At 51.2% G+C, this 19,942-nt stretch carries 17 protein-coding genes; 12 read left to right on the top strand and 5 right to left on the bottom strand.

The features are described 5' to 3' along the window. Positions 1–156: 156 nt before the first annotated feature. Together AB4875_RS02430 and AB4875_RS02425 are read right to left on the bottom strand one after the other, a co-directional pair. The gene (locus AB4875_RS02430) at positions 157–471 is read right to left on the bottom strand and encodes a putative signal transducing protein (protein ID WP_368374449.1); all 315 of its coding nucleotides are present in this window, start codon (positions 469–471) and stop codon (positions 157–159) included. Further along, positions 472–2,928, bottom strand: coding sequence for an acyl-CoA dehydrogenase (locus tag AB4875_RS02425; RefSeq protein WP_368374448.1), 2,457 nt, complete (start codon positions 2,926–2,928; stop codon positions 472–474). A 270-nt stretch (positions 2,929–3,198) separates the two neighbouring features. On the opposite strand from AB4875_RS02425, the gene AB4875_RS02420 reads away from it, so the two are divergent. Next, positions 3,199–4,323 (top strand): beta-ketoacyl-ACP synthase III, encoded by a 1,125-nt coding sequence (locus tag AB4875_RS02420; RefSeq protein ID WP_368374447.1) that lies wholly within the window; start codon positions 3,199–3,201, stop codon positions 4,321–4,323. A 149-nt stretch (positions 4,324–4,472) separates the two neighbouring features. On the opposite strand, the gene AB4875_RS02415 is transcribed toward AB4875_RS02420, so the two are convergent. From AB4875_RS02415 to AB4875_RS02405, 3 genes are all read right to left on the bottom strand, one after another. After that, positions 4,473–6,950: a TonB-dependent receptor gene (locus AB4875_RS02415; RefSeq protein ID WP_368374446.1), complete on the bottom strand. Its 2,478-nt coding sequence runs from the start codon at positions 6,948–6,950 to the stop codon at positions 4,473–4,475. 171 nt (positions 6,951–7,121) lie between these two features. After that, complete coding sequence (locus AB4875_RS02410; RefSeq protein WP_368374445.1) at positions 7,122–7,691, bottom strand: chalcone isomerase family protein; 570 nt, start codon at positions 7,689–7,691, stop codon at positions 7,122–7,124. Next, positions 7,681–8,922, bottom strand: coding sequence for an MFS transporter (locus AB4875_RS02405; protein WP_368374444.1), 1,242 nt, complete (start codon positions 8,920–8,922; stop codon positions 7,681–7,683). The genes AB4875_RS02410 and AB4875_RS02405 overlap by 11 nt, the downstream gene beginning before the upstream one ends. Positions 8,923–9,027: 105 nt before the next feature. Here AB4875_RS02405 and AB4875_RS02400 point away from each other — a divergent pair, with 105 nt between their 5' ends. From AB4875_RS02400 to AB4875_RS02350, 11 genes are all read left to right on the top strand, one after another. After that, a complete protein-coding gene (locus AB4875_RS02400) occupies positions 9,028–10,377 on the top strand; it encodes an NAD(P)/FAD-dependent oxidoreductase (protein ID WP_368374443.1) in 1,350 nt (449 codons plus the stop codon). After that, on the top strand, positions 10,374–11,159 hold the full coding sequence (locus tag AB4875_RS02395; RefSeq protein ID WP_368374442.1) for a DUF1365 domain-containing protein: 786 nt from the start codon (positions 10,374–10,376) through the stop codon (positions 11,157–11,159). The genes AB4875_RS02400 and AB4875_RS02395 overlap by 4 nt, the downstream gene beginning before the upstream one ends. A gap of 28 nt (positions 11,160–11,187) precedes the next feature. Then, positions 11,188–12,429 carry a class I SAM-dependent methyltransferase gene (locus AB4875_RS02390; protein ID WP_368374441.1) on the top strand — a complete coding sequence of 414 codons (1,242 nt, stop codon included), beginning with the start codon at positions 11,188–11,190 and terminating at the stop codon, positions 12,427–12,429. 218 nt (positions 12,430–12,647) lie between these two features. After that, positions 12,648–13,226 (top strand): TetR/AcrR family transcriptional regulator, encoded by a 579-nt coding sequence (locus AB4875_RS02385; protein WP_368374440.1) that lies wholly within the window; start codon positions 12,648–12,650, stop codon positions 13,224–13,226. 140 nt (positions 13,227–13,366) lie between these two features. Next, the gene (locus AB4875_RS02380; RefSeq protein WP_368374439.1) at positions 13,367–14,452 is read left to right on the top strand and encodes an acyl-CoA dehydrogenase family protein; all 1,086 of its coding nucleotides are present in this window, start codon (positions 13,367–13,369) and stop codon (positions 14,450–14,452) included. Between the two features lie 28 nt (positions 14,453–14,480). Then, positions 14,481–15,707, top strand: a complete 1,227-nt coding sequence (locus AB4875_RS02375; RefSeq protein WP_368374438.1) for an acyl-CoA dehydrogenase family protein — start codon at positions 14,481–14,483, stop codon at positions 15,705–15,707. Positions 15,708–15,910: 203 nt separating this feature from the next. Then, the gene (locus tag AB4875_RS02370) at positions 15,911–16,090 is read left to right on the top strand and encodes a hypothetical protein (RefSeq protein ID WP_368374437.1); all 180 of its coding nucleotides are present in this window, start codon (positions 15,911–15,913) and stop codon (positions 16,088–16,090) included. Positions 16,091–16,117: 27 nt separating this feature from the next. After that, complete coding sequence (gene yrfG, locus AB4875_RS02365; RefSeq protein WP_368374436.1) at positions 16,118–16,786, top strand: GMP/IMP nucleotidase; 669 nt, start codon at positions 16,118–16,120, stop codon at positions 16,784–16,786. 40 nt (positions 16,787–16,826) lie between these two features. Beyond that, positions 16,827–17,222 (top strand): ribosome-associated heat shock protein Hsp15, encoded by a 396-nt coding sequence (hslR, locus tag AB4875_RS02360; protein WP_368374435.1) that lies wholly within the window; start codon positions 16,827–16,829, stop codon positions 17,220–17,222. 129 nt (positions 17,223–17,351) lie between these two features. Continuing rightward, the gene (gene hslO, locus AB4875_RS02355; protein ID WP_368374434.1) at positions 17,352–18,203 is read left to right on the top strand and encodes an Hsp33 family molecular chaperone HslO; all 852 of its coding nucleotides are present in this window, start codon (positions 17,352–17,354) and stop codon (positions 18,201–18,203) included. A 69-nt stretch (positions 18,204–18,272) separates the two neighbouring features. After that, positions 18,273–19,925, top strand: coding sequence for a phosphoenolpyruvate carboxykinase (locus tag AB4875_RS02350; RefSeq protein ID WP_368374433.1), 1,653 nt, complete (start codon positions 18,273–18,275; stop codon positions 19,923–19,925). Positions 19,926–19,942: the final 17 nt, after the last annotated feature.

The following is a 19,942-nucleotide window of genomic DNA, read 5'->3' as shown; positions in this document are numbered from 1 at the left end:
AACAGAAGACAAGACCTGTCCCATCATCTTTTAACAAAGCTCATTGTCAAAAAGATAACAGCTTTCAATATAGCGCAAGCATTTGCGCTTTTTGATAGGCAATTACCCCTAGTATTTCCCGAGATATCTATCTTGTCACTACCGTGTGAACACGCGCTAATCAATCACTATTTCCGGCGAGGCCTCACCGCACTGCCAGCAATAATCGAAACTCGAAGCATTCTCTTCATCACAAGCCGAACACGTCCATACCGATTCCGACTGGCTGCGCATCTGTATCAATAATGCCTCTGCCCGCGCCACGCTCTGTGCATCAATCCACAGGTCCGGCCAAACATCGGTAAACGCCAAGCTACCAGATGCACCGCCAGCATAGACATTTCTCAGCTCAGCAGACACCCCAGCGGTCGCCAATAAATTTTGCACATGCACAACCATCATCAAATTTTGGTCAGTAAATATCTTCTTCACCTACCGCTCCAATGACTTTGGCCGAACAGGTCGCACATCCACATTATTCAACTGGGCATCAAAGGCATCCGTCAGTAAACAGTCGTAGCGACGCTCATCGTACTCAGCTAAGCGCGCAGCCTGCTCCTCACTGAATAAGCCTTGGCTAACCCCTAGCTGTAATTTTTCAGCCATGGTCTCTCCGGGTAAACGGCCACGATGCTCGTATTCAAGAAACTGGTTATAGTCCTTGTCAATTTCCGTTAGCAATTGAAAAGCGCAATGAATACGCCCTTGTGCATCCTGATCGTCGGCACTCATATATACCGCCTCAGCGAACATGCTACGCACCGAGTTAGGCTTCATTATCATCTCGCCCAAACCGCGAATATCATTATCTGACACCTCAAAATTTGGCACGCCCCAAGGGAAAAATACTGTCTGTAATACCCGACCCATCCACCGCTGCGGCATGTTTCGATAAAAACCTAACAAGGCCTTATTCAAGTCGGAAAAGCTGCGTTTTAAGGCAAACTCTGCGTGCAGTGTATTTGCTTCGCTAGGGGCTTGATGATCGTGGAACTTCAAAATAGCGCAGGCGATAACAAGTTGACTGTGGATATCCCCTAAGCGTGCAGAGAGCAGCTCTCGACGCTTGAGATCACCGCCAAGCAGCAGCAAGGCAAAGTCAGCCGTGGCGGCAAAAACTGCGCTGTAGCGATCAATCTTTGGATACCAACGCGTCGACAGCTCGCTGTTTCCGCATGCTAACTTAGTAAATTTTCCGGCCGTTAAACCCAGCAGAAAGCCGCGACTAAAAACCCCAGCGGTATGCGCTAGATGGTTGCTCAACAAGCCATCAAACCGTTCCACTGCACCGTCGCTTTCGTCGGACAAGGCTTCTAATTCATCCGCCAAATAGGGGTGGCAGCGCATTGCGCCCTGGCCAAATATAATCATCGATCGGGTGAGAATATTGGCCCCCTCCACGGTGATCGCAATGGGAACCGTCTGGTACAACAAGGCCATAAAGTTACGTGGGCCCATTTGAATAGCGCGGCCACCCAGAATATCCATGCTGTGATTAACAAGAACACGCATATTCTCTGTGGCGTGATATTTGGCCATTGCCGTCAACACTGACGGCGCACCATCCGCCAAGGCCCGGGTGACGAGAGCGCGGTAAGCTTCCAACATATAGGCGCCGCCAGCAATCTCCGCGCTAGCTTCTTGAACGCCTTCAAACTTACCCACCGGAATCCCGAATTGGCGACGAATCCGGGCAAAAGCGCCAACCAGTAAGTAGCTCATTTCACCACCGGCGGTGGATAGCGCGGGCAGAGAAATACCTCGCCCAGCACCCAAACATTCCACCAACATCATCCAACCCTGACCAATATATGCTTGCCCGCCGATTAACATCGACATGGGAATAAATACATCCACCCCCGTGATGGGGCCATTCATAAAGGCCGAACCGGGATAGTGGCGGCGGCCAATTTCCATCCCCGCCAAATCCGCAGGGACTAAGGCGCAGCTAATGCCACGTTCAATCTCATCGCCAATTAGGCCGTCTGGGTCACTCAGCCGAAACGCCAAGCCCACCACCGTTGCGATCGGTGCAAGGGTGATCCAACGCTTAGAAAAATTAAGCTTTACGCCCAAGACCTTCTCACCCTTGAACTCCTGCTCGCACACCACACCGGTGTCCGGAATCGCGCCAGCATCTGAGCCCGCTTCTGGGCCGGTTAAGCCAAAACAGGGTAATTCTTCGCCTTTCGCCAAGCGCGCCAGCCAAAAATCTTTTTGCTCAGCGGTGCCGTACTTCATTAGCAATTCACCCGGCCCCAGTGAGTTCGGTACCATCACACTCACTGCCGCCACCGCTGAGCGACTGGCAATTTTGCTGACCACGCGACTTTGGGCATAAGGCGTAAATTCGAGCCCCCCGTATTCCTTGGGAATAATCAGCCCCAAGAAGCCATTATCTTTGATGAACTGCCAAACCTCTGGACTGAGGTCTTTATCGTGGTGGTGGATTTGCCACTCGTCGAGCATAGCGCACAGCTCTGCAGTTTCATTGTCCAGAAAAGCTTGTTCGGATTCGCTTAGGGTTGAAAGGGCTATTTTCTCAAATTTAGACCAGTCGGGATGGCCAGAAAATAGATCCTTTTCCCACCACGTGGTGCCGGCGTCAAGTGCCTCGCGCTCAGTGCTGCTCATGGGCGGCATCATTTTCTTTAAGGCCACCATCGCTGGCGAACTAACAAACCGAATACGTAAACTGTCGACAATAATCACTGCCAATACCAGTAACAATGCCAGCAGTGCCAAGGGGTGAACAAAGAAGTCGCTGCACAAGCCTGCCAATAACCAGGCTCCGGCAAAAGCGATACAGCCGCTGCGACGGGACAAACGCAATGAAAAAATAACGGCGGTGACGATAATGATTGCAAGAAATGCGAATAGGCCAGTCATAATAAGCTCTCTGAGTCGTAGTAATTTGCAAGGCAAGCACTTAGATCAGTATATCTGCCCCCCATGCTACGCCGTCCCGGTAGCGATTGCATTAACACTACTAAGGCCTCATCAATACACGGTGCTTTAAGACCATTCGGTACAAGCGGGTCTAAATTTATGTATTTTGAGTGCCATTTGGCATTTGTTATTCCTATATATGGACTGCATGAGCGATGTCGGCCACACTCTCTTCTTTACCTTACTTAAAACAATATCAGGAATACTCACATGAACTCCTCAGTCGTTATTAGCGGAGTGGGCCTATGGACTCCAGCAAATAGCATTAGCAATGAAGAACTCGTTATAAGTTACAACGCGTGGGCAGACCAGTTTAACCAAGAAAACCAAGCCGCCATTGAAACCGGAGAACTAGACGCTAAGCCACTTTCCAGCCCTGAGTTTATTGAAAAAGCGTCCGGTATTAAAAGTCGCTATGTCTACGCAAAAGAGGGCGTTTTAGATATAAATCGCATGCGTCCGCTGCTTGATGCACGCGGTGACGATGAAGTCTCGCATCAAGCAGAAATGGCTATTTTCGCTGCAAAGAAAGCCCTCATCGCTGCGAATAAAACCGCCGCCGATATTGATATGGTAATTGTGTCCTGCGCCTATACCCAGCGCTCCTACCCTGCCATTGCCATTGAAGTGCAAGCAGCTCTAGGGATTCAAGGGTTTGGCTTTGACATGTTAGTGGCGTGCTCCGCCGCAACCTTTGGTCTAGAACGGGCAGTTGACGCCGTTAAAGGCGGCACCTCAAAAGGTGTGCTGGTCATTAATCCAGAGCTGACCTCGCCTCAAGTCAATTTTATGGATAGAGACTCACACTTTATCTTTGGTGATGTGGCGACCGCCGTCGTAGTAGAAAGCGGTGACACGTGTCAGTCTGCTCACTCCTTTGATGTTATCAGTACCAAATGCGTGACCTCATACTCCAATAATATTCGCTCGAACTTTGGCTATACCACACGCGCGACTGACGAAGACCCGTATGCGCCGGATAAATTATTCCATCAGAATGGCCGTAAAGTCTTTAAAGAAGTTTGCCCAATGGCAGCCGATCACATCGAGAGCCATTTGCTCAGCGAAGGCATTCAAGTATCGGAATTAAAACGCTGGTGGCTGCATCAAGCCAATCTCAATATGAACTTGTTGATCAGCAAGCGATTATTAGGACGCAGTGCCACACTTGAAGAAGCGCCGGTTGTGCTAGACGAGTATGCAAATACCGCGTCTGCAGGGTCTATTATTGCTTTTGCTAAGTTTCATGAAGATTTAGCCGCCGGCGATATTGGCGTGATTTGTTCTTTCGGGGCGGGCTACTCTATTGGCAGCCTAATTCTTCGCAAACGATAAACACCCTGCCTACGCCAGCCGTCTCTGGACGCGTTGACTTAGGCATGGCCTATTATGTTTGGGTCGAGATAAACAACTAAATCAGCAACTGCCACGAGGCCTATACTATTTTTTAATATAGGCCTTTGCGCACATAACCCCCAGCTTGTTTACGGCTGCCAAGTAAAGCTGACGCCATAGGTCACCGGCATTCCGGTGTAACGGCCAATCGTGTCGAGCTGATTAGTCACATTATTATAGTAGTACTCATCACTGAGGTTGCGGCTCCAAAACATCAACTGCCAAGGCCCTGCACTCGGCGCAAAAGCCAGTCGCGCATTGATCACGCCATAATCGTCAATAAAGAAGCGCTCATCCTGCTCCAGCGAGGCATTAGTTTCGCCGCTGTAGCTATAGTCGATACCCACTGACAAGTCATAGCGTTCGAATACCGGCAGCACATAGTCAAGCAGCAAGGTGTATTCCCAGCGCGGACTGTAATTAAACGGCTTGCCGGCAAAATCGAACTCATCGCCATTGCTATCGCCGCTGACAAACTCCTTAACCTCGGTATCTAAATACGCCGCCGCCAATGACAAATATAAGCCCTCGACCGGCGTGTATTTTATGTCCAGCTCCGCGCCACGCACCGTGGACTTAGGAGCATTGCGCAAAATCGGTAGCGCGCCAAACACCGGGTCGCGGAAATTAGTGACCAGCTGCTTGTCTTTATAGCGATAATCAAACACCGAGGCATTGAGCTGCATGGTTTTATTTAGCAGGGTAAATTTACCGCCAATCTCCACGGCATCAAGCTGCTCTTGTGTCACCGGTTCAAACTGCACCGAATCGGAAATATTAATTACTGGAAAGCTGCCTGACTTAAAACCGCGACTCAGTGCAATATACCCCAGCATGTCTTCAGCAAAGCGCCAATCGAGTGCCAGCCGGCCAGATACATTATCTTCGTGCAACTCGCCAAAATAGCGGCCAGGACGACGGGTTTCGCTGTCCAAAGTAAAGCAGCCACCCCTCGCAGCGGTGCCGGGTAGATAACCTGCCAGCGGCGATTGCAGCAAGCTTAAGGCGCTAAAGGCCGTGGCTAAACCCACGCCCTCGTCCCGCGCTCCGGCTGAGTCTTGGTCAGCCCCAGGCTCATCGCCAACGTCAACGTCTTGACCACAGCCATTAAACTTACGTGATTCGTCGGTGTAGCGCGCACCGCCACTCAGGGTCAGGCTGTCGGTAACATCCCATTCGCTATGAACAAACACGGCGGCGACTTCGGCCAACTGATTGCCGCCAAAACCCGAGCGATTATCCAAGCCAGCCAAACCGTCACCATTCGGCGCATCCACCGGGAAAATGATACTTACTGTCTCATGATGCAAACGCTGGAATTCGGCAACATCGTCTTCACTGTAATTGACACCGAACTGCCAGAACACGTCATCGCTGTAATTGCCCGATAAACGCCACTCCAAATTATAGTAGTCGGTGGTCGCAAACACATTGCGCTCGGTATTCACGGTATCCACGCCGGACTGGGGGATAAAGCTGCCATCGGACTCGAAACGACCTAGCGACGCCAAAAATACCGCGTCCAAATTTTCTGACAAGGTCCAGCCCACTCGCACACCGCTAGAATAAAAGCTGTCGTTTAAACGGAACTCCATACCGTTACTCGGCCAGTCGGCAGCGCGACTATCTTGAGTGTTCTTGTCATTAACGGGGTAATCGGCCACTTCAGGGTGCAAGCCGGCGGCGCCTAAAATCGCGTTCTGGGATTCAATAGCAATAACTTGCAGGGCTTGCGGCTCGGAGCGGTCACGCCAGCCGTCGAGGTGATAGCTAACATCAATATTGTCAGCAGCCAGCCAGCTCAATGAAAAACGGCCACTCTGCTTGTCGAGTTCGCCCAAGGTATCATAGCCAAACTGTTGGTACTCACCACCGAGATTGCGGCCCGTTTTTCCGTTGTAAGCTTCGCTGCTAGGGTGACGGGTACGACTGCGCTGCCAGCCGTCGCGACGCATGATGGTACGCAGCGCTAAACGCGCGCTCACGGTCTCCGCCAGCGGCCCACTAATAAAGCCACTCGCTTCGCTGGTTTCATAACTGCTATACCCTAGGCTGCCACCATAGATCAGGCTGTCACTGGGCTTATTGGCGATATAGTTTATGGCGCCGCCGGTGGTGTTGCGGCCATAGAGCGTGCCCTGCGGGCCTTTTAACACCTCCACCCGAGCAAGGTCTAAATTGCTGCCCTTGGTCATAATTGGGAAGGGCAAATTAAATTCGTCTATATACACCCCAACCGTGGCACTGGCGGTTTGACTATTTTCATTAAAGCCCACGCCGCGCAGGGTGTAGATCGGGGTATTAAAGCCACCATCGGCATAGGTAAAGCCAGGCAGTAACTTACCGAGATCGCGAGTATCGCTAACGCCTAGGGCAATCAGGTCTTCGCCGGTATAAGTGACAATAGCAAGGGGAATATCGTTGGCGCCCTCCTCACGCTTTTGCGCGGTAACCAAGACTTCTTCAATACTGAGGCCCCGCCGATTTTGGCTATCTTCTTGCGCGTTAATAGCCGCAGTCTGAACTACACCCAGTAGTATCAATGTCATTTTTGTTGCAGTGTTCACCCAGACCTTCTCCCAGCACGCTATCAGCAGCGCATGCTAGGGATTCGGCCTTGGCATTTCAAGCAGACAGGACCTTGTTGCGCCAAATATTCTAAGCTTAGATCAATAAGTTATTAGGCAATATTTTCAAACCCTTCGCTTGCAGAAAAACACTAGCGCAGGCGCTAGCGACTAGGCACCTAGAAAGGTCGCCCGCCAAGCTGCAAGCATGATGTCACGTTGCTCTTCGCTGACTGCCGCGCGACCCAGCCAAACGCTTAGAATAAGTGCAGCCGATTCTGGCGCAGTAATCACGCCCAGCGGCTTGTCGTTGAGATACAAACCTAAACCGATACTAGGCAGCCACGTGAGCCGGTAGCGATCCCCCTTCTCCACCGCCAAATACCAGCTGGAAAAGCGAGCGATGTCGTCAGCCGCAGGTGCTAGCTCGGTCTCACTAAATGCGCCTTCCAAGGCCTTATTCGTCATTTTCTTAAATCGATCCGCCGATACCCCGACCTTATATTCAATAATTATTTGCTTGGCATAGGCTGGATCCAAAATATCGGCATCTTCAGGTCGTGCTTGCCCTGGGTCCACTTGCAGCTGAGTAAACGTCAGGTCTTTCCACAACAGAGTGTAGGTCTCACTGCTGACCGTGCGCCAATCAACTGCATAGGCCGCACTGTGCGCTGTTAACATAAGTATTAACAGAAGGGGCTTCAGCCAAACTGAAGTTTGCACTTTAATATCACGAGTCATACATCTCCCTCTTGCCAATCCACGCCACTGTTGAGCGTCCCAGCATGTAAAAAACCACTAATTTTAATATCACTGGAGCAAGCACGTACACTGCCGTAATCGCCCATACCGGCGGCACATTAATATCAGCCTGACTACCCAGCCACAAATATGACACGCCCACCGCTAATCCCATGGCGGCCTTGCTCAGCATACTCCACAAAGCAAACATTCTAGCGCCCAGTGCCGCGCCGCCATGCTCTGCGGACAAGGCCTGCGCCAAGCCTGTTTGCATTGCCGATGGCAGCGCTTGGTCGGCACCTAAAGCGAGACCGGTGCCAATGCTAATGGCAATAAACCAATACACATCACCGTCACCAAGCAATGCCGCAAAACTAAATAAAATTGCCGAGCTACAAAGACCGATTCGCCAAGATCTTAAATCACCCAACTTTTTCGCTAGCAAATACCAGAACGGTACGCCGATCAAACCCGCCAAGAAATAACTCAACAAAGCCAGTGGAACTGCATCCTCGGCCCCCAGCACTTCGCGCATAAATAACAGGAGAACAGTTCCCGGAATCGCATTGGCCAGCATATTCAAAAACCACGGTAAAGCCAAACTCCGCACTCGAACGTCTGCCAACAGCACCTTAAAACTCAGGATGTTTTTTGTGGTCTCAGCGGCACCCTGGCTGCCTTGCAAATACACCGCAAGAAGCAAGATCAGTAATAAAGATACCAACACCCAAGGCAGCGCAGACGGCGCCACAATCGCGGGCGCAAGCATCGCCATTAAGGTGCCCAGTAACAACATACCCTCGCGGCTACTGTTATACCGTAGGCGATCAATATTGTTCCGCGAAAGGTTCACAGGAAGCGCTAACCACGGTACAGTTATTCCGGTCCAGCCCAGCATCAGCAGCACTAATGCGAGTGCCAAAGCACTCGCTGACCATGGGTGGGGAAGCAATACTAATAAAAGCGCACTAACGGTGATCAAAAGCCAAGAACCTAGCCATAAGGCTCGATGACTGCCTCGACGATCCACCCAAGCGCCTAGCGGCAAATCACTGACAACGTCACTGATCCGCGCCAAAAAGAAGATCGCTCCGACTAGGGTGTAGCCATAACCACCTTGCTCAGCCAACCACAGCGGGGCGTATATATAGAAAGGCAGGCCTAAAGCCGCTAACGGTAAACCCGGCAGCGCATAGCGAAAAAATCGCCAATACTGAAATGAAATGCGCATACTTACTCCGTAGAGGCAATGACTAGCCCAAGACAGACCCACTCAACGTGATCTGGAAAAAGGCTTTATACGTACCAACCAGTCCGAGAGATCACTGATAATACTATGCCAAACTCATCACCCCACACACCTCTAAACATCGCTGTCATCGGCTCCGGTATTGCGGGCCTAAGCAGTGCGTGGCTGCTTAGCAAAAATCACAAGGTTACTTTGTTCGAGCAAGACTCGCGCTTAGGCGGTCACACCAACACCGTCGACATCTCAACCAGCGCGGGTACTATCGCGGTAGACACCGGCTTTATTGTATTTAACGAGCGCTGCTACCCAAATTTAGTGGCCCTATTTAAAGAGCTGGGCGTGGCCTACCAAGGCACCGACATGTCCTTTGGCGTTTCGCTGGACAAAGGTCGTTTGGAATACAGCGGCTCTGATTCAATATCTACTTTATTTGCGCAAAAGCGCAATTTATTTCGCCCCCGGTTTTGGGGCATGATTCGCGACCTACTGCGTTTTTACAAGCAAAGTGCCGAGTGGATGGAGACCCTGCCGGACGATATGTCTTTGGGGCAACTACTAGAGCGTGAAAAATTTGGCCCAGGTTTCCGGGAAGATCATCTACTGCCAATGGGCGCCGCCATTTGGTCGACCCCAGTAGAAAAATTTATGGCCTACCCAGCCAAAACTTTTCTGCGCTTCTGCGACAATCACGGCCTGTTACAAGTTAACGAGCGCCCCCAGTGGCAAACCGTAGTAGGTGGCTCGCGGGAATACGTGAAGCGTATTAAGCAGGCTTTCACTGGCGATATCCGTCTTAACTGCGGAATCACCAAGGTGCGTCGCTTTTCAGACCACGTCATGGTCACTGACAGCCACGGCGACAGTCATCGTTTTGACCACATTGTTATGGCCGGACATGCCGACCAATCTCTAAGCATACTCGAAGACGCCAGTGCCGACGAAAAAAGGCTGCTCAGCACCTTTGCCTACGAACAAAATGACGCCGTACTTCACCGTGATGAAAAGCTGATGCCAGTGTTGGGCCAAGTGTGGTCTAGCTGGAACTACCTCGCCGATAATGACCAGCAGGGCAGCAAGGTTTCTGTCAGCTACTGGATGAACTCTCTGCAGCATCTACCTTGTTCAGAGCAGATTGTTGTAACACTAAATCCCTTGAGAGAGCCTCGTAAACATCTGGTGTATAAACAGTTCAGCTACCAGCATCCAGTATTCGATGACGCCGCCCTCGATGCTCAAAAGCACCTTTGGAGCCTACAAGGCACGCAGAGAACTTGGTTTTGCGGCAGCTATTTTGGCTATGGCTTCCACGAAGATGGTATTCAATCGGGCCTAGCCGTTGCGGAACAACTGGGAGGCAGCCCACGTCCCTGGAGCGTAGAAAATGCCAGCGGTCGCATCCATGTAAGCACCCCCGACCCTCTCACTGCTGCCGCATGAATAGCGACGATCACACTGCAATCTACAGTGGAGAAGTGCTGCACCACCGCTTCTACCCGCGTCGACATCGCTTTGTCTATCGCATGAGTAGTTTTTTATTTGATCTCGACAAGCTGAGCGAGACCGCTCAGCGCTGCAAACTGTTTTCGGTCAATAAATTTAATATATTTAGCTTCTATCATCGCGACTTCGGCAATGGCAGTGGAGAAGCCCCGCGCCAATACTTGGAGCGCGCCCTTCGGGAACACGGCGTCAGTGACACCCTGGGCTCGGCAAGCTTACTTTGCTACCCGCGCATCTTGGGGTTCACCTTTAACCCCCTGAGTGTGTATTACTGCTACAACGAAGATAGACAGCTATTCGCTATTTTGTATGAAGTCAGTAACACCTTCAAAGAACGGCACAGCTATTTAATTCCGGTCTCCGAGAGCGAACAGCGCAAGGGCATTGTCCGCCAGCAATGCGATAAGAACTTTTATGTCTCGCCGTTTATTCCCATGGCAGTGCGCTACCATTTTCGCATGCATCTACCGGGCGAATATATTGGCTTAGCAATTAGAGAGACCGAGCAAGACAAGGCCCTTCTTCACGCGGTATTCCGCGGCGGACGCCGCTCTTTCTCAGACCACGAGTTAATTAAGAATTTTTTTAGCTTACCGCTAATGACCATTAAGGCAGTTGCTGGTATTCACTGGGAAGCCTTGAAACTTTTTATCAAGGGAGTGAAATTAGTACCCCGCCCCCCTGAACCAAAGACATCTATTTCACGTATCGACCAATAATTGCATTAGAAAACTATAAGGGGTCACAATGAAGACAGCCACTGCTGCTCTAGAAAATAATATAGGTTCTGGCTGGTGGGCAAAACGCCAACAGCAGATGGTCGCTAAAGTTCTCGCTCCCCTCGCAAATGCCTCTCGCGGAGTTTTGAGTCTGACTCTGCCAAACGGCAATAGTGTCGAGTTTGGAGAACACAGCTGCGAACATCTAAACCCCGTCATTGTGCTTCACAATTGGAAAGCCGTACGCAAGGCCTTTACCGGCGGCGATTTAGGCTGGAGTGAAGCGTATATGGACGGAGACTGGGACAGTCCTGATATCGCCATGTTGGTGGAATGGATTGTCGTCAATGAAGAAAACTTTGGCGGCATGCTAGACAGTGGCAAGGTTGAAGGCGCCTTTCAAAAATGGCGGCATCAGCGCAATGCCAATAGCAAGCGCGGCAGTCGCCGCAATATTTCCTACCACTACGATCTGGGCAATGAGTTCTATCAGCACTGGCTAGATCCGAGCATGACCTACTCAGCGGCGTACTATACGTCTGAGCACCAAACTCTCGCCGAGGCGCAATACGCCAAATATCAGCGCATCATTGATTTTCTAGATATTAAAGACGGCGACAGTATTCTGGAAATTGGCTGTGGCTGGGGCGGGTTCGCAGAGCAAGTATGCCGCCAGAAAAAAGTGTCTTTGCACGGCATCACGCTATCTGAACGCCAGTTAGAATTCGCCCAACAGCGCTTAGCCAAAGCAGACACCTTGGGTACAGCAGACTTTACTCTCACTGACTACCGGGACGCTGATGGCGAATACGACCATATCGTGTCTATAGAAATGCTGGAGGCGGTTGGAGAAAAATATTGGCCAACGTATTTTGACACTGTGTACAAACGTTTAAAGCCGGGTGGCAGCGCCTCAATTCAAGTTATTACTATTGAAGACAAGCGTTTTGAACCTTACAGCAGCAGTCCCGATTTTATTCAAACTTATATCTTTCCTGGCGGCATGCTGCCAACACCAGACATCTTTAAAGAACAGGCCACATCGGCGGGCTTAAAGGTCACTGACGAAGAGGCCTTTGGCATGGGTTACGCCCGCACACTCAGAGACTGGCGCGATGCATTTCAACAGCGCTGGGAAGAAATCGTGCCGCTGGGCTTCGATAAGCGTTTCCAAAGAATGTGGCACTACTATCTGACCTACTGTGAAGGTGGCTTCCGAGGAAATTCAATCGATGTTTACCAATTTGTGCTCGAGAAACCCGCGGCGTAGATAACTAAACAAAACCCATCAAAAAGGCTGCCACACGCGGCCTTTTTTATATCCAAACCGATGCGATCGCTAATGCAGCTCGACCCAGCCCTCTGCCAAAGGGCTGAATCACCGCCAGAATGCGTACAATCCCTTATGAAATAAGACCCATTTTGGCTCAAACACAAGATTACAACATGTTAAGATGGTGACAATGCCAATTTAGCTAGGTGCACTGAATGAAAACGAACAAGCGCTGGGGAAGTGGAGCCAGAGTTGACGATCTCGATACCGGGAAAAAAATCCTCCTAAAATCCGCGATAGATTGCTTTATTACCAAGGGCATTAAATCGACGACTATAGAAGATATCGCCAAAGTTGCTAACGTAACCAGACGTACCGTCTACCGCTATTTTAACGGCAAGTCTGACATCATTGCTGCGTTGATTGATATCGAACGCGAACGCATGTTTATCAAAATTCATGACATTGCCGCCCTGCATGATAATAACTTCCCGCTGATGCTGGAAGAATGCATTTGGTTTGCCTCTAGCTACAAGCCGCCAGAAGCTGGCAAGCTCGACCTAGTTTCCGGCACCAACGCCTCGGAAGCAGCGCCGCATGTAGACACTGACGAATCCGACGAGCATTGGCGCGAGCTACTCAAAGAGCCTCTTGATGCTTACAATACGCGTAACAATCGCAACATTGATCTCGACGACCTTATAAGAATTGTGGGCCGCCTAGTAATATCTTACCGGCAGCAACCTGCCACCAAAGAAAGCTTCAAAGCCAGCCTCAAAGCCTTAATGCTCTAATCTATGCGGGCACCTAGCCCGCTGGCCCCATCGGGTATTCTCTTGGTCAGTTTTGCCATTGTGCCGAATTAAGCGCAAGCCTATGCTTCAAGGCATCGTCCTGCCGTGTTAAACCGCGGCGAGGTGCCTAGGAGCAAACTATGAATTTCGACTTTTCTGACGACCAAAAAAACATCCAAGAGCAAGCCCGCTCAATGCTGGCCAAAGAATGCGACAGCGCTGTAGTACGCCAAGTCATTGATGGCAACACCGGCTTCGACGCCAAGCTCTGGCAACAAATTGTTGCCCTCGGCTGGCCGGCCACCACCATTGCCGAAGAGCATGGCGGACTCGGCCTCAGCTATCTTGAACTGTGCGTTATCGCCACCGAATTGGGACGCTCTTTAGCCCCGGTTCCGTTTATCGCGTCGGTATATCTCGGCACAGAGTTAATCAAAACCGCTGCTTCAAACGAACAGCAAGCCAAGTGGCTGCCGGCGCTGGCCAATGGCGACGTTATCAGTACCGCTGCCATCAGCGGCGATATGACATCATGCCACGTAAAAGAGAATAAGCTGAACGGCCGTAAATCAGCCGTTTTGCATGGCATGATCGCCGATCATGCCATTGTCGCAGCCACCAATGATGCTGATGAGTTGGGGTTATATCTGGTCGAGCTTAAGCACAGCAGCGTTAGCCGCACCGAGCAAAATAGCCTAGACCCCAGCTTACCCCGAGCCGAGCTAATTTTTAGCGACACGCCCGCCGTTGCGCTTGAAGGCACAATAAGCGCGTCGCAAGCGATTCAAACAGTTTGCGATCGAGTGGCAGTCCTGCTGGCATTTGAACAAGTCGGTGGCTGTGAAGCGGCCATCGATATGGCCAAAGCCTATACCACTGATCGCTACGCCTTTGGCCGCCAAGTTGCCTCGTTTCAAGCCATCAAGCACAAAATGGCCGATATGTTTGTGGCTAAAGAGCTCGCCAAGTCCAACGCCTATTATGGCGCTTGGGCACTGTCAGCCAACGCACCCGAACTTGCCCTTGCCGCAGCCACTGCACGAGTTAGCGCCATTGACGCCTACTATCTCTGCAGCAAAGAAAACATTCAGGCCCACGGCGGCATGGGGTTCACCTGGGAATTTGACTGCCATCTCTACTACCGCCGCGCGCAAGCGCTATCGACACTGCTAGGCGGCAATCCCTATTGGAAAAGTCTGCTCGTCGACCGGCTGCTAGCAGCCTAAGCTGCTAGATGATTTTTGAGGAATACTCATGGATTTTAAAGATTCACCAGAACAAGCGGCGTTTCGCGCCGAAATACGCAGCTGGCTAGAAAGTAATGCCAGACCAAAATCAGCCACCGGCGGACGCAAAGATCAGTCCGAAGCTTATGAAGACGCCAAAGCATGGTACAAAAAAGTCGCCGATGCCGGTTACGCCTCGCTGAACTGGCCTAAGCAATATGGCGGCGCTGGGCTCAGCGATATTCACAAAGTCATTTGGTCACAAGAAGTTGGCAACTACGCTGAACCAGACGGCTATTTTGTGATTGGTATTGGCAATTGTGGCCCAGCCATCATGCATTTTGCCGCAGAAGAGCAGAAGCTAGCACTACTGCCCCCAATGGCCAGCGCAGAGACCGTGTGGTGCCAAATGTTTTCAGAACCCGGCGCTGGCTCGGACGTTGCCGGACTGCGCACCACTGCAGTTGCCGACGGCGATAATTGGATTATCAATGGCCAAAAGATTTGGACATCCGGTGCCCAACACTCAGACTACGGCGTGATTCTATGCCGCACCGATCCCACAATTTCTAAGTATCGCGGCATGACCATGTTCTTTATCGACATGAATCAAGCCGGCGTTGAAGTAAAGCCCATCAAACAAATGGATGGCGGCTCGCATTTTAATGAAGTGTTTTTCAATAATGCGATTATCCCTGATGCCTATCGACTCGGCGAAGTCGGCGGTGGCTGGGGCGCAGCGCTACTGGTATTAATGAATGAGCGCCTGGCAATAGCTGGCGTTCAGCCCGACTGCTTTCCCGAGTTTTTGCAACTGGTAAAAACCCTTCATATCGATGGCGAGCCTATTAGTGCAAATCCAGCGGTACGCGAGCACCTCGCCGAGTGGTATTACAAACATGCCGGCATCAAAGCCTCCACTAATCGCATGCTCACTGCTGTTGCCAAGGGCGGCATGCCGGGCGCGGAAGCAGCCTTAGGTAAGCTAGTCGGCGCGGTCATGAACCAGGACATCGCTGATTACGCCATTCAGCTGATGGGCGAATCAGGCGTCATTAGCGAGCCAGATTTCGCCGAGCAACAGGCACACTTCCAAAAAACCGTGTTGTTTTCGCCAGGCATACGACTCGCTGGCGGTACCGACGAAATCATGCGCAACGTAATTGCCGAGCAAGTCCTAGGCTTGCCCCAGGAGCCACGCGCCGATAAAGGCCTAGCCTTTAGTGACATTCCCAGCGGCAATCAAAGTCGTTAAACTTCGCGCTGGCATTCGATTTTGGCCATGAAGTGCCAAATCGGGTGCCGCTGCGACAGCAAAAAGTAGACGCAGCTCACACTTTAAGCATGCGGCTTCACTCAGTAAGTGCTTTTCCCTATACTTCGTTCACGGCCCCAGCTGTACCTTGATCACTCGGTAAGCAGTACTTATCCAGCTGACAAGAACACGAGGGTTTCACAATGAATGCATCAGGCAAACAAGACAGCGCTATTTTCCAGGAAATTCGTCGCAATCTGAATGCTATCAGCCAATTCGGTAGCAAACGCGCCGAGTGGTGGTTAAATGTAAACTACGCTGAAGTCATCGAAATGCGTGATGCGGTCAGCACCAAATTCAATTCGGCCAGAGTCACCAACTAAGACCTGTGCCGTCAGCTATGGCACCCTATGATTGACTGGCAAGCAATAGACACTGTCCTTCTCGATATGGACGGCACCCTTTTAGACCTGCACTACGACAACTTTTTCTGGACCCAACATCTGCCACGACGCTACGTCGAAATCCATGGTGGAGATCCAGATCGCGTTAGCGAACAATTAATGAATCGCATAATGGCGGAGAAAGGCTCGCTAAACTGGTATTGCCTAGATTATTGGTCAGACCAGCTCAAGGTAGATATTGTTGCGCTCAAGCGCGAAGTCGCTCACCTGATTGCGCCACACCCCAGCACCAAAGCCTTTCTCGACGCGCTCAGCGCCAGTCATTGTGAAACCTGGCTAGTCACCAATGCGCACCACGGCAGTCTGAATCTCAAACTTGAGTACACCGATCTTGGCCAGCAGATCAGTAAAATCATCAGCTCACACCAGTTCGGCAAGCCCAAAGAAGATCCTGAATTTTGGCGTGAACTGCAGCAACACTGGCATTTTGACCCAGAGCGCAGCCTTTTGGTCGATGACACTGCCAGCGTTCTAGACGCGGCGGCGACATTCGGTATTCGCCACCTGCTTACTTTGCGCCAACCAGATAGCAAGCAGGCCGCACGCGACTTGCTCACTTATCCCGCGGTTCTGAGTTTTGCGGAAGTTTTACCTATTACTCCGCCGACCGCTTAGGCACTATCCTTCACGTATATCTTCGATATAAAGTAACGGTATGACACAAACATCTAGCAGCGGCATTCGTCTCGATAAATGGCTATGGGCAGCGCGTTTTTATAAAACTCGCAGCCTAGCCAAACAAGCCATCGAGGGTGGCAAAGTTCAATACAATGGCGCTCGCTGCAAAGTCAGCAAAGAAGTCCAAGTTGCCGCCGAATTAAGTCTTAAGGTCGGCTTCGATACTAAGATCGTCACCGTCATCGCACTGTCTGATCAACGCCGCGGCGCAAGCGAAGCAGCGCTGCTTTATCAGGAAACCGCCGACAGTATTGCCAAGCGCGAGCAAGACGCCGCCGATCGCAAAGCCCTCGGTTCAGCCTTCGCCCACCCAGAGCGCCCCAACAAAAAACAGCGCAGGCAAATTCATCGCTTTCAACGCATAGGCGAATAACTCACCTTGGCACTGGCCAGAGCGCAAAATTACCGCCGGCCCAAAGTCTCGAATGACGTTCAACACAGATAAATATAAGCGGAAGCGATATAATTCCTCCTCAACTCAGTTACGGAATTCAATACCCCCATGAGCGACACCATCAACCGCTTTATTTTCGACAATACCGATGTTCGCGGTGAGCACGTTCGTTTAGAAAAAAGCTACCGAGATATTCTGAGCATCCACCACTACCCGCCAGGGGTGGCAAATTTGCTAGGCGAGTTCCTCGCCGCCGCCAGCCTATTAAGCGCAACCATTAAGTTTGAGGGCTCGCTGATCCTGCAAGTTCGCGGCAATGGTGAGGTTCCACTTATTATGGCTGAAGCGAATTCTGAACGAGAACTGCGCGCTATTGCCCGCGACGCCAACGAAGCGATGAGTCTCGACTTTAAAACACTGATCGGCAACGGTCAGCTTGCCATGACCATACACCCCAAGAACGGCAAGCCCTATCAGGGCATTGTCAGCCTAAACGGCGCCAGCTTGGCGGCTTGCTTAGAAGCGTATTTCGAACAGAGTGAGCAACTCTCTACCCGTATTTGGCTCTGTGCAGACGCCAATAGCGCTGCCGGGCTTATGCTGCAGGAACTCCCCAGCAAGGCCCCGGACAAAGACCGCTGGCAACATGTCACCGCCATTGCCGACACCATCCAAAACGATGAGCTACTTGCGCTAGACGCCGATGTCCTGCTCTATCGGCTCTATCATCAGGACGCGGTGCGCTTATTTGACGCAAAACCCCTGATTGCGCGCTGCCAATGCAGTCGCGAGCGGGTTGAGAAAGCCCTAGTATCGATTGGACAGACAGAGCTAAACGATATTATCGAGGAACAGGGCAAAGTAGAAACCAACTGCGAATTCTGCAACCGTTTATACCAGTTTACCCCCTCTGACATCGCCGCAATGTTCAACCAAAACACCACAATTACGCGCCATTAATACCGAAAAATGGCCCAAACGCAGATTTATACCAGCAAAGGTTAGCGCTACTAGGGGTTTTTTGTAATAATGCAGCCCCAAATTATCAGCCAAAACGGGGGTTCTATTTGCTCTCCGACCCCGCTGCTTGACCTAGGCTGCTCTCAGGATTACGTGACAGGAATACAGAGAATGAGTGCTGAAACGACCATATACAAAGATTTAACGCCCGCGCAATTGATTGAGCAGGCCCTCAGCCGCGGCGAAGGCCAACTGGCAGATAGCGGTGCACTAGTAGTCACCACAGGCAAGCGTACCGGTCGATCACCGGGCGACCGCTATATTGTGCAAGAACCTTCCACATCTGATTCCATCGACTGGACGAGCGTTAACCGTCCTTTCGAGGCAGCTAAATTTGACGCTCTGTGGGATCGCGTAGAAGACTATCTCGCAGATCACGACAGCTTTGTTTCCAACCTGCACGTTGGCGCCCACGAAGATCACTACATCCCTGTTGTTGTTAATACCCAAACCGCATGGCAAGGCCTATTTGGCCGCAATATGTTTGTACGCCCGAGCAAATACAATCCTAAAGCCAAGGAAGAGTGGACCATCATCAACTGCGCTGGTTTTGTTTGCGAGCCAGAGCGTGACGGCACCAACTCTGACGGCTGCGTCATTATCAATTTCGCCCAGCGCAAAGTACTGCTAGCCGGCATGCGTTATGCGGGCGAGATGAAAAAAGCGATGTTCTCTGTGCAGAATTTCCTACTGCCAGAAAAAGACGTCATGCCAATGCACTGCTCGGCAAACGTTGATGAAAGCGGCAACACCACCTTATTCTTTGGCTTGTCTGGCACTGGTAAAACCACCCTGTCAGCCGATCCTAGCTGCTATTTAATCGGCGATGACGAACACGGCTGGGCGAAAGGCTCGGTTTTCAATATTGAAGGCGGCTGCTACGCAAAAACCATCAATTTAAGTCAGCAAAATGAACCCATTATTTGGGACGCCATTCGCTTTGGCTCCATTGTAGAAAACGTTGTTATTGACGAGCACAGCCGCCACGCGGACTACGACGATACCAGCCTGACCGAAAACGGACGCTGCTGCTATCCGCTAGAAAACGTTGATAAGCGTGTTATCGAAAATGCCGCTGGTGAGCCCAAGACCGTTATCTTCCTGACCTGCGACGTTTCTGGTGTTATTCCACCCATTTCAATTCTGTCTAAAGAAGCCGCGGCCTTCCACTTTCTAAGTGGCTACACTGCGCGCGTTGGCTCTACTGAATTAGGCGCAGAAGCGGGTATCCACCCGACTTTCTCTACCTGTTTCGGCGCGCCGTTTATGCCGCGTGCTGCGGGTGAATACGCTGAACTATTAATGAAGCGTATCGACGACTTCGAATCACAGGTTTACCTGGTAAATACCGGTTGGACTGGCGGCTCAGGCGCTGCTGGCGGCACGGGTTCACGCTTTCCGATTCCGGTAACTCGCGCAGTTGTTGCAGCGGCCCAAAACGGCCTGCTGATCGGCGCAGAAACCGAGACCCTTGAAGCACTTAACTTAACGATTCCCAAGTCAATTCCGGGCGTAGATGACAAATATGTCAATCCACGTAAAGCCTGGGGCGACGACAGCGCTTATGATGCTGAAGCCAGCAAACTCGCTAAGTTATTCCAAAAGAACATCACTAACTTTGATGTCTCTGACGCTATTATCGCGGCCGGCCCTAAAGGCTAAACCGTCGTATAATGCAA

This window comes from Zhongshania sp. R06B22 (assembly GCF_040892595.1).
Lineage (GTDB): Bacteria > Pseudomonadota > Gammaproteobacteria > Pseudomonadales > Spongiibacteraceae > Spongiibacter > Spongiibacter arctica.
Note: the sequence above shows the minus strand (reverse complement) of the source record. Positions and strands in the feature narration are given on the sequence as shown.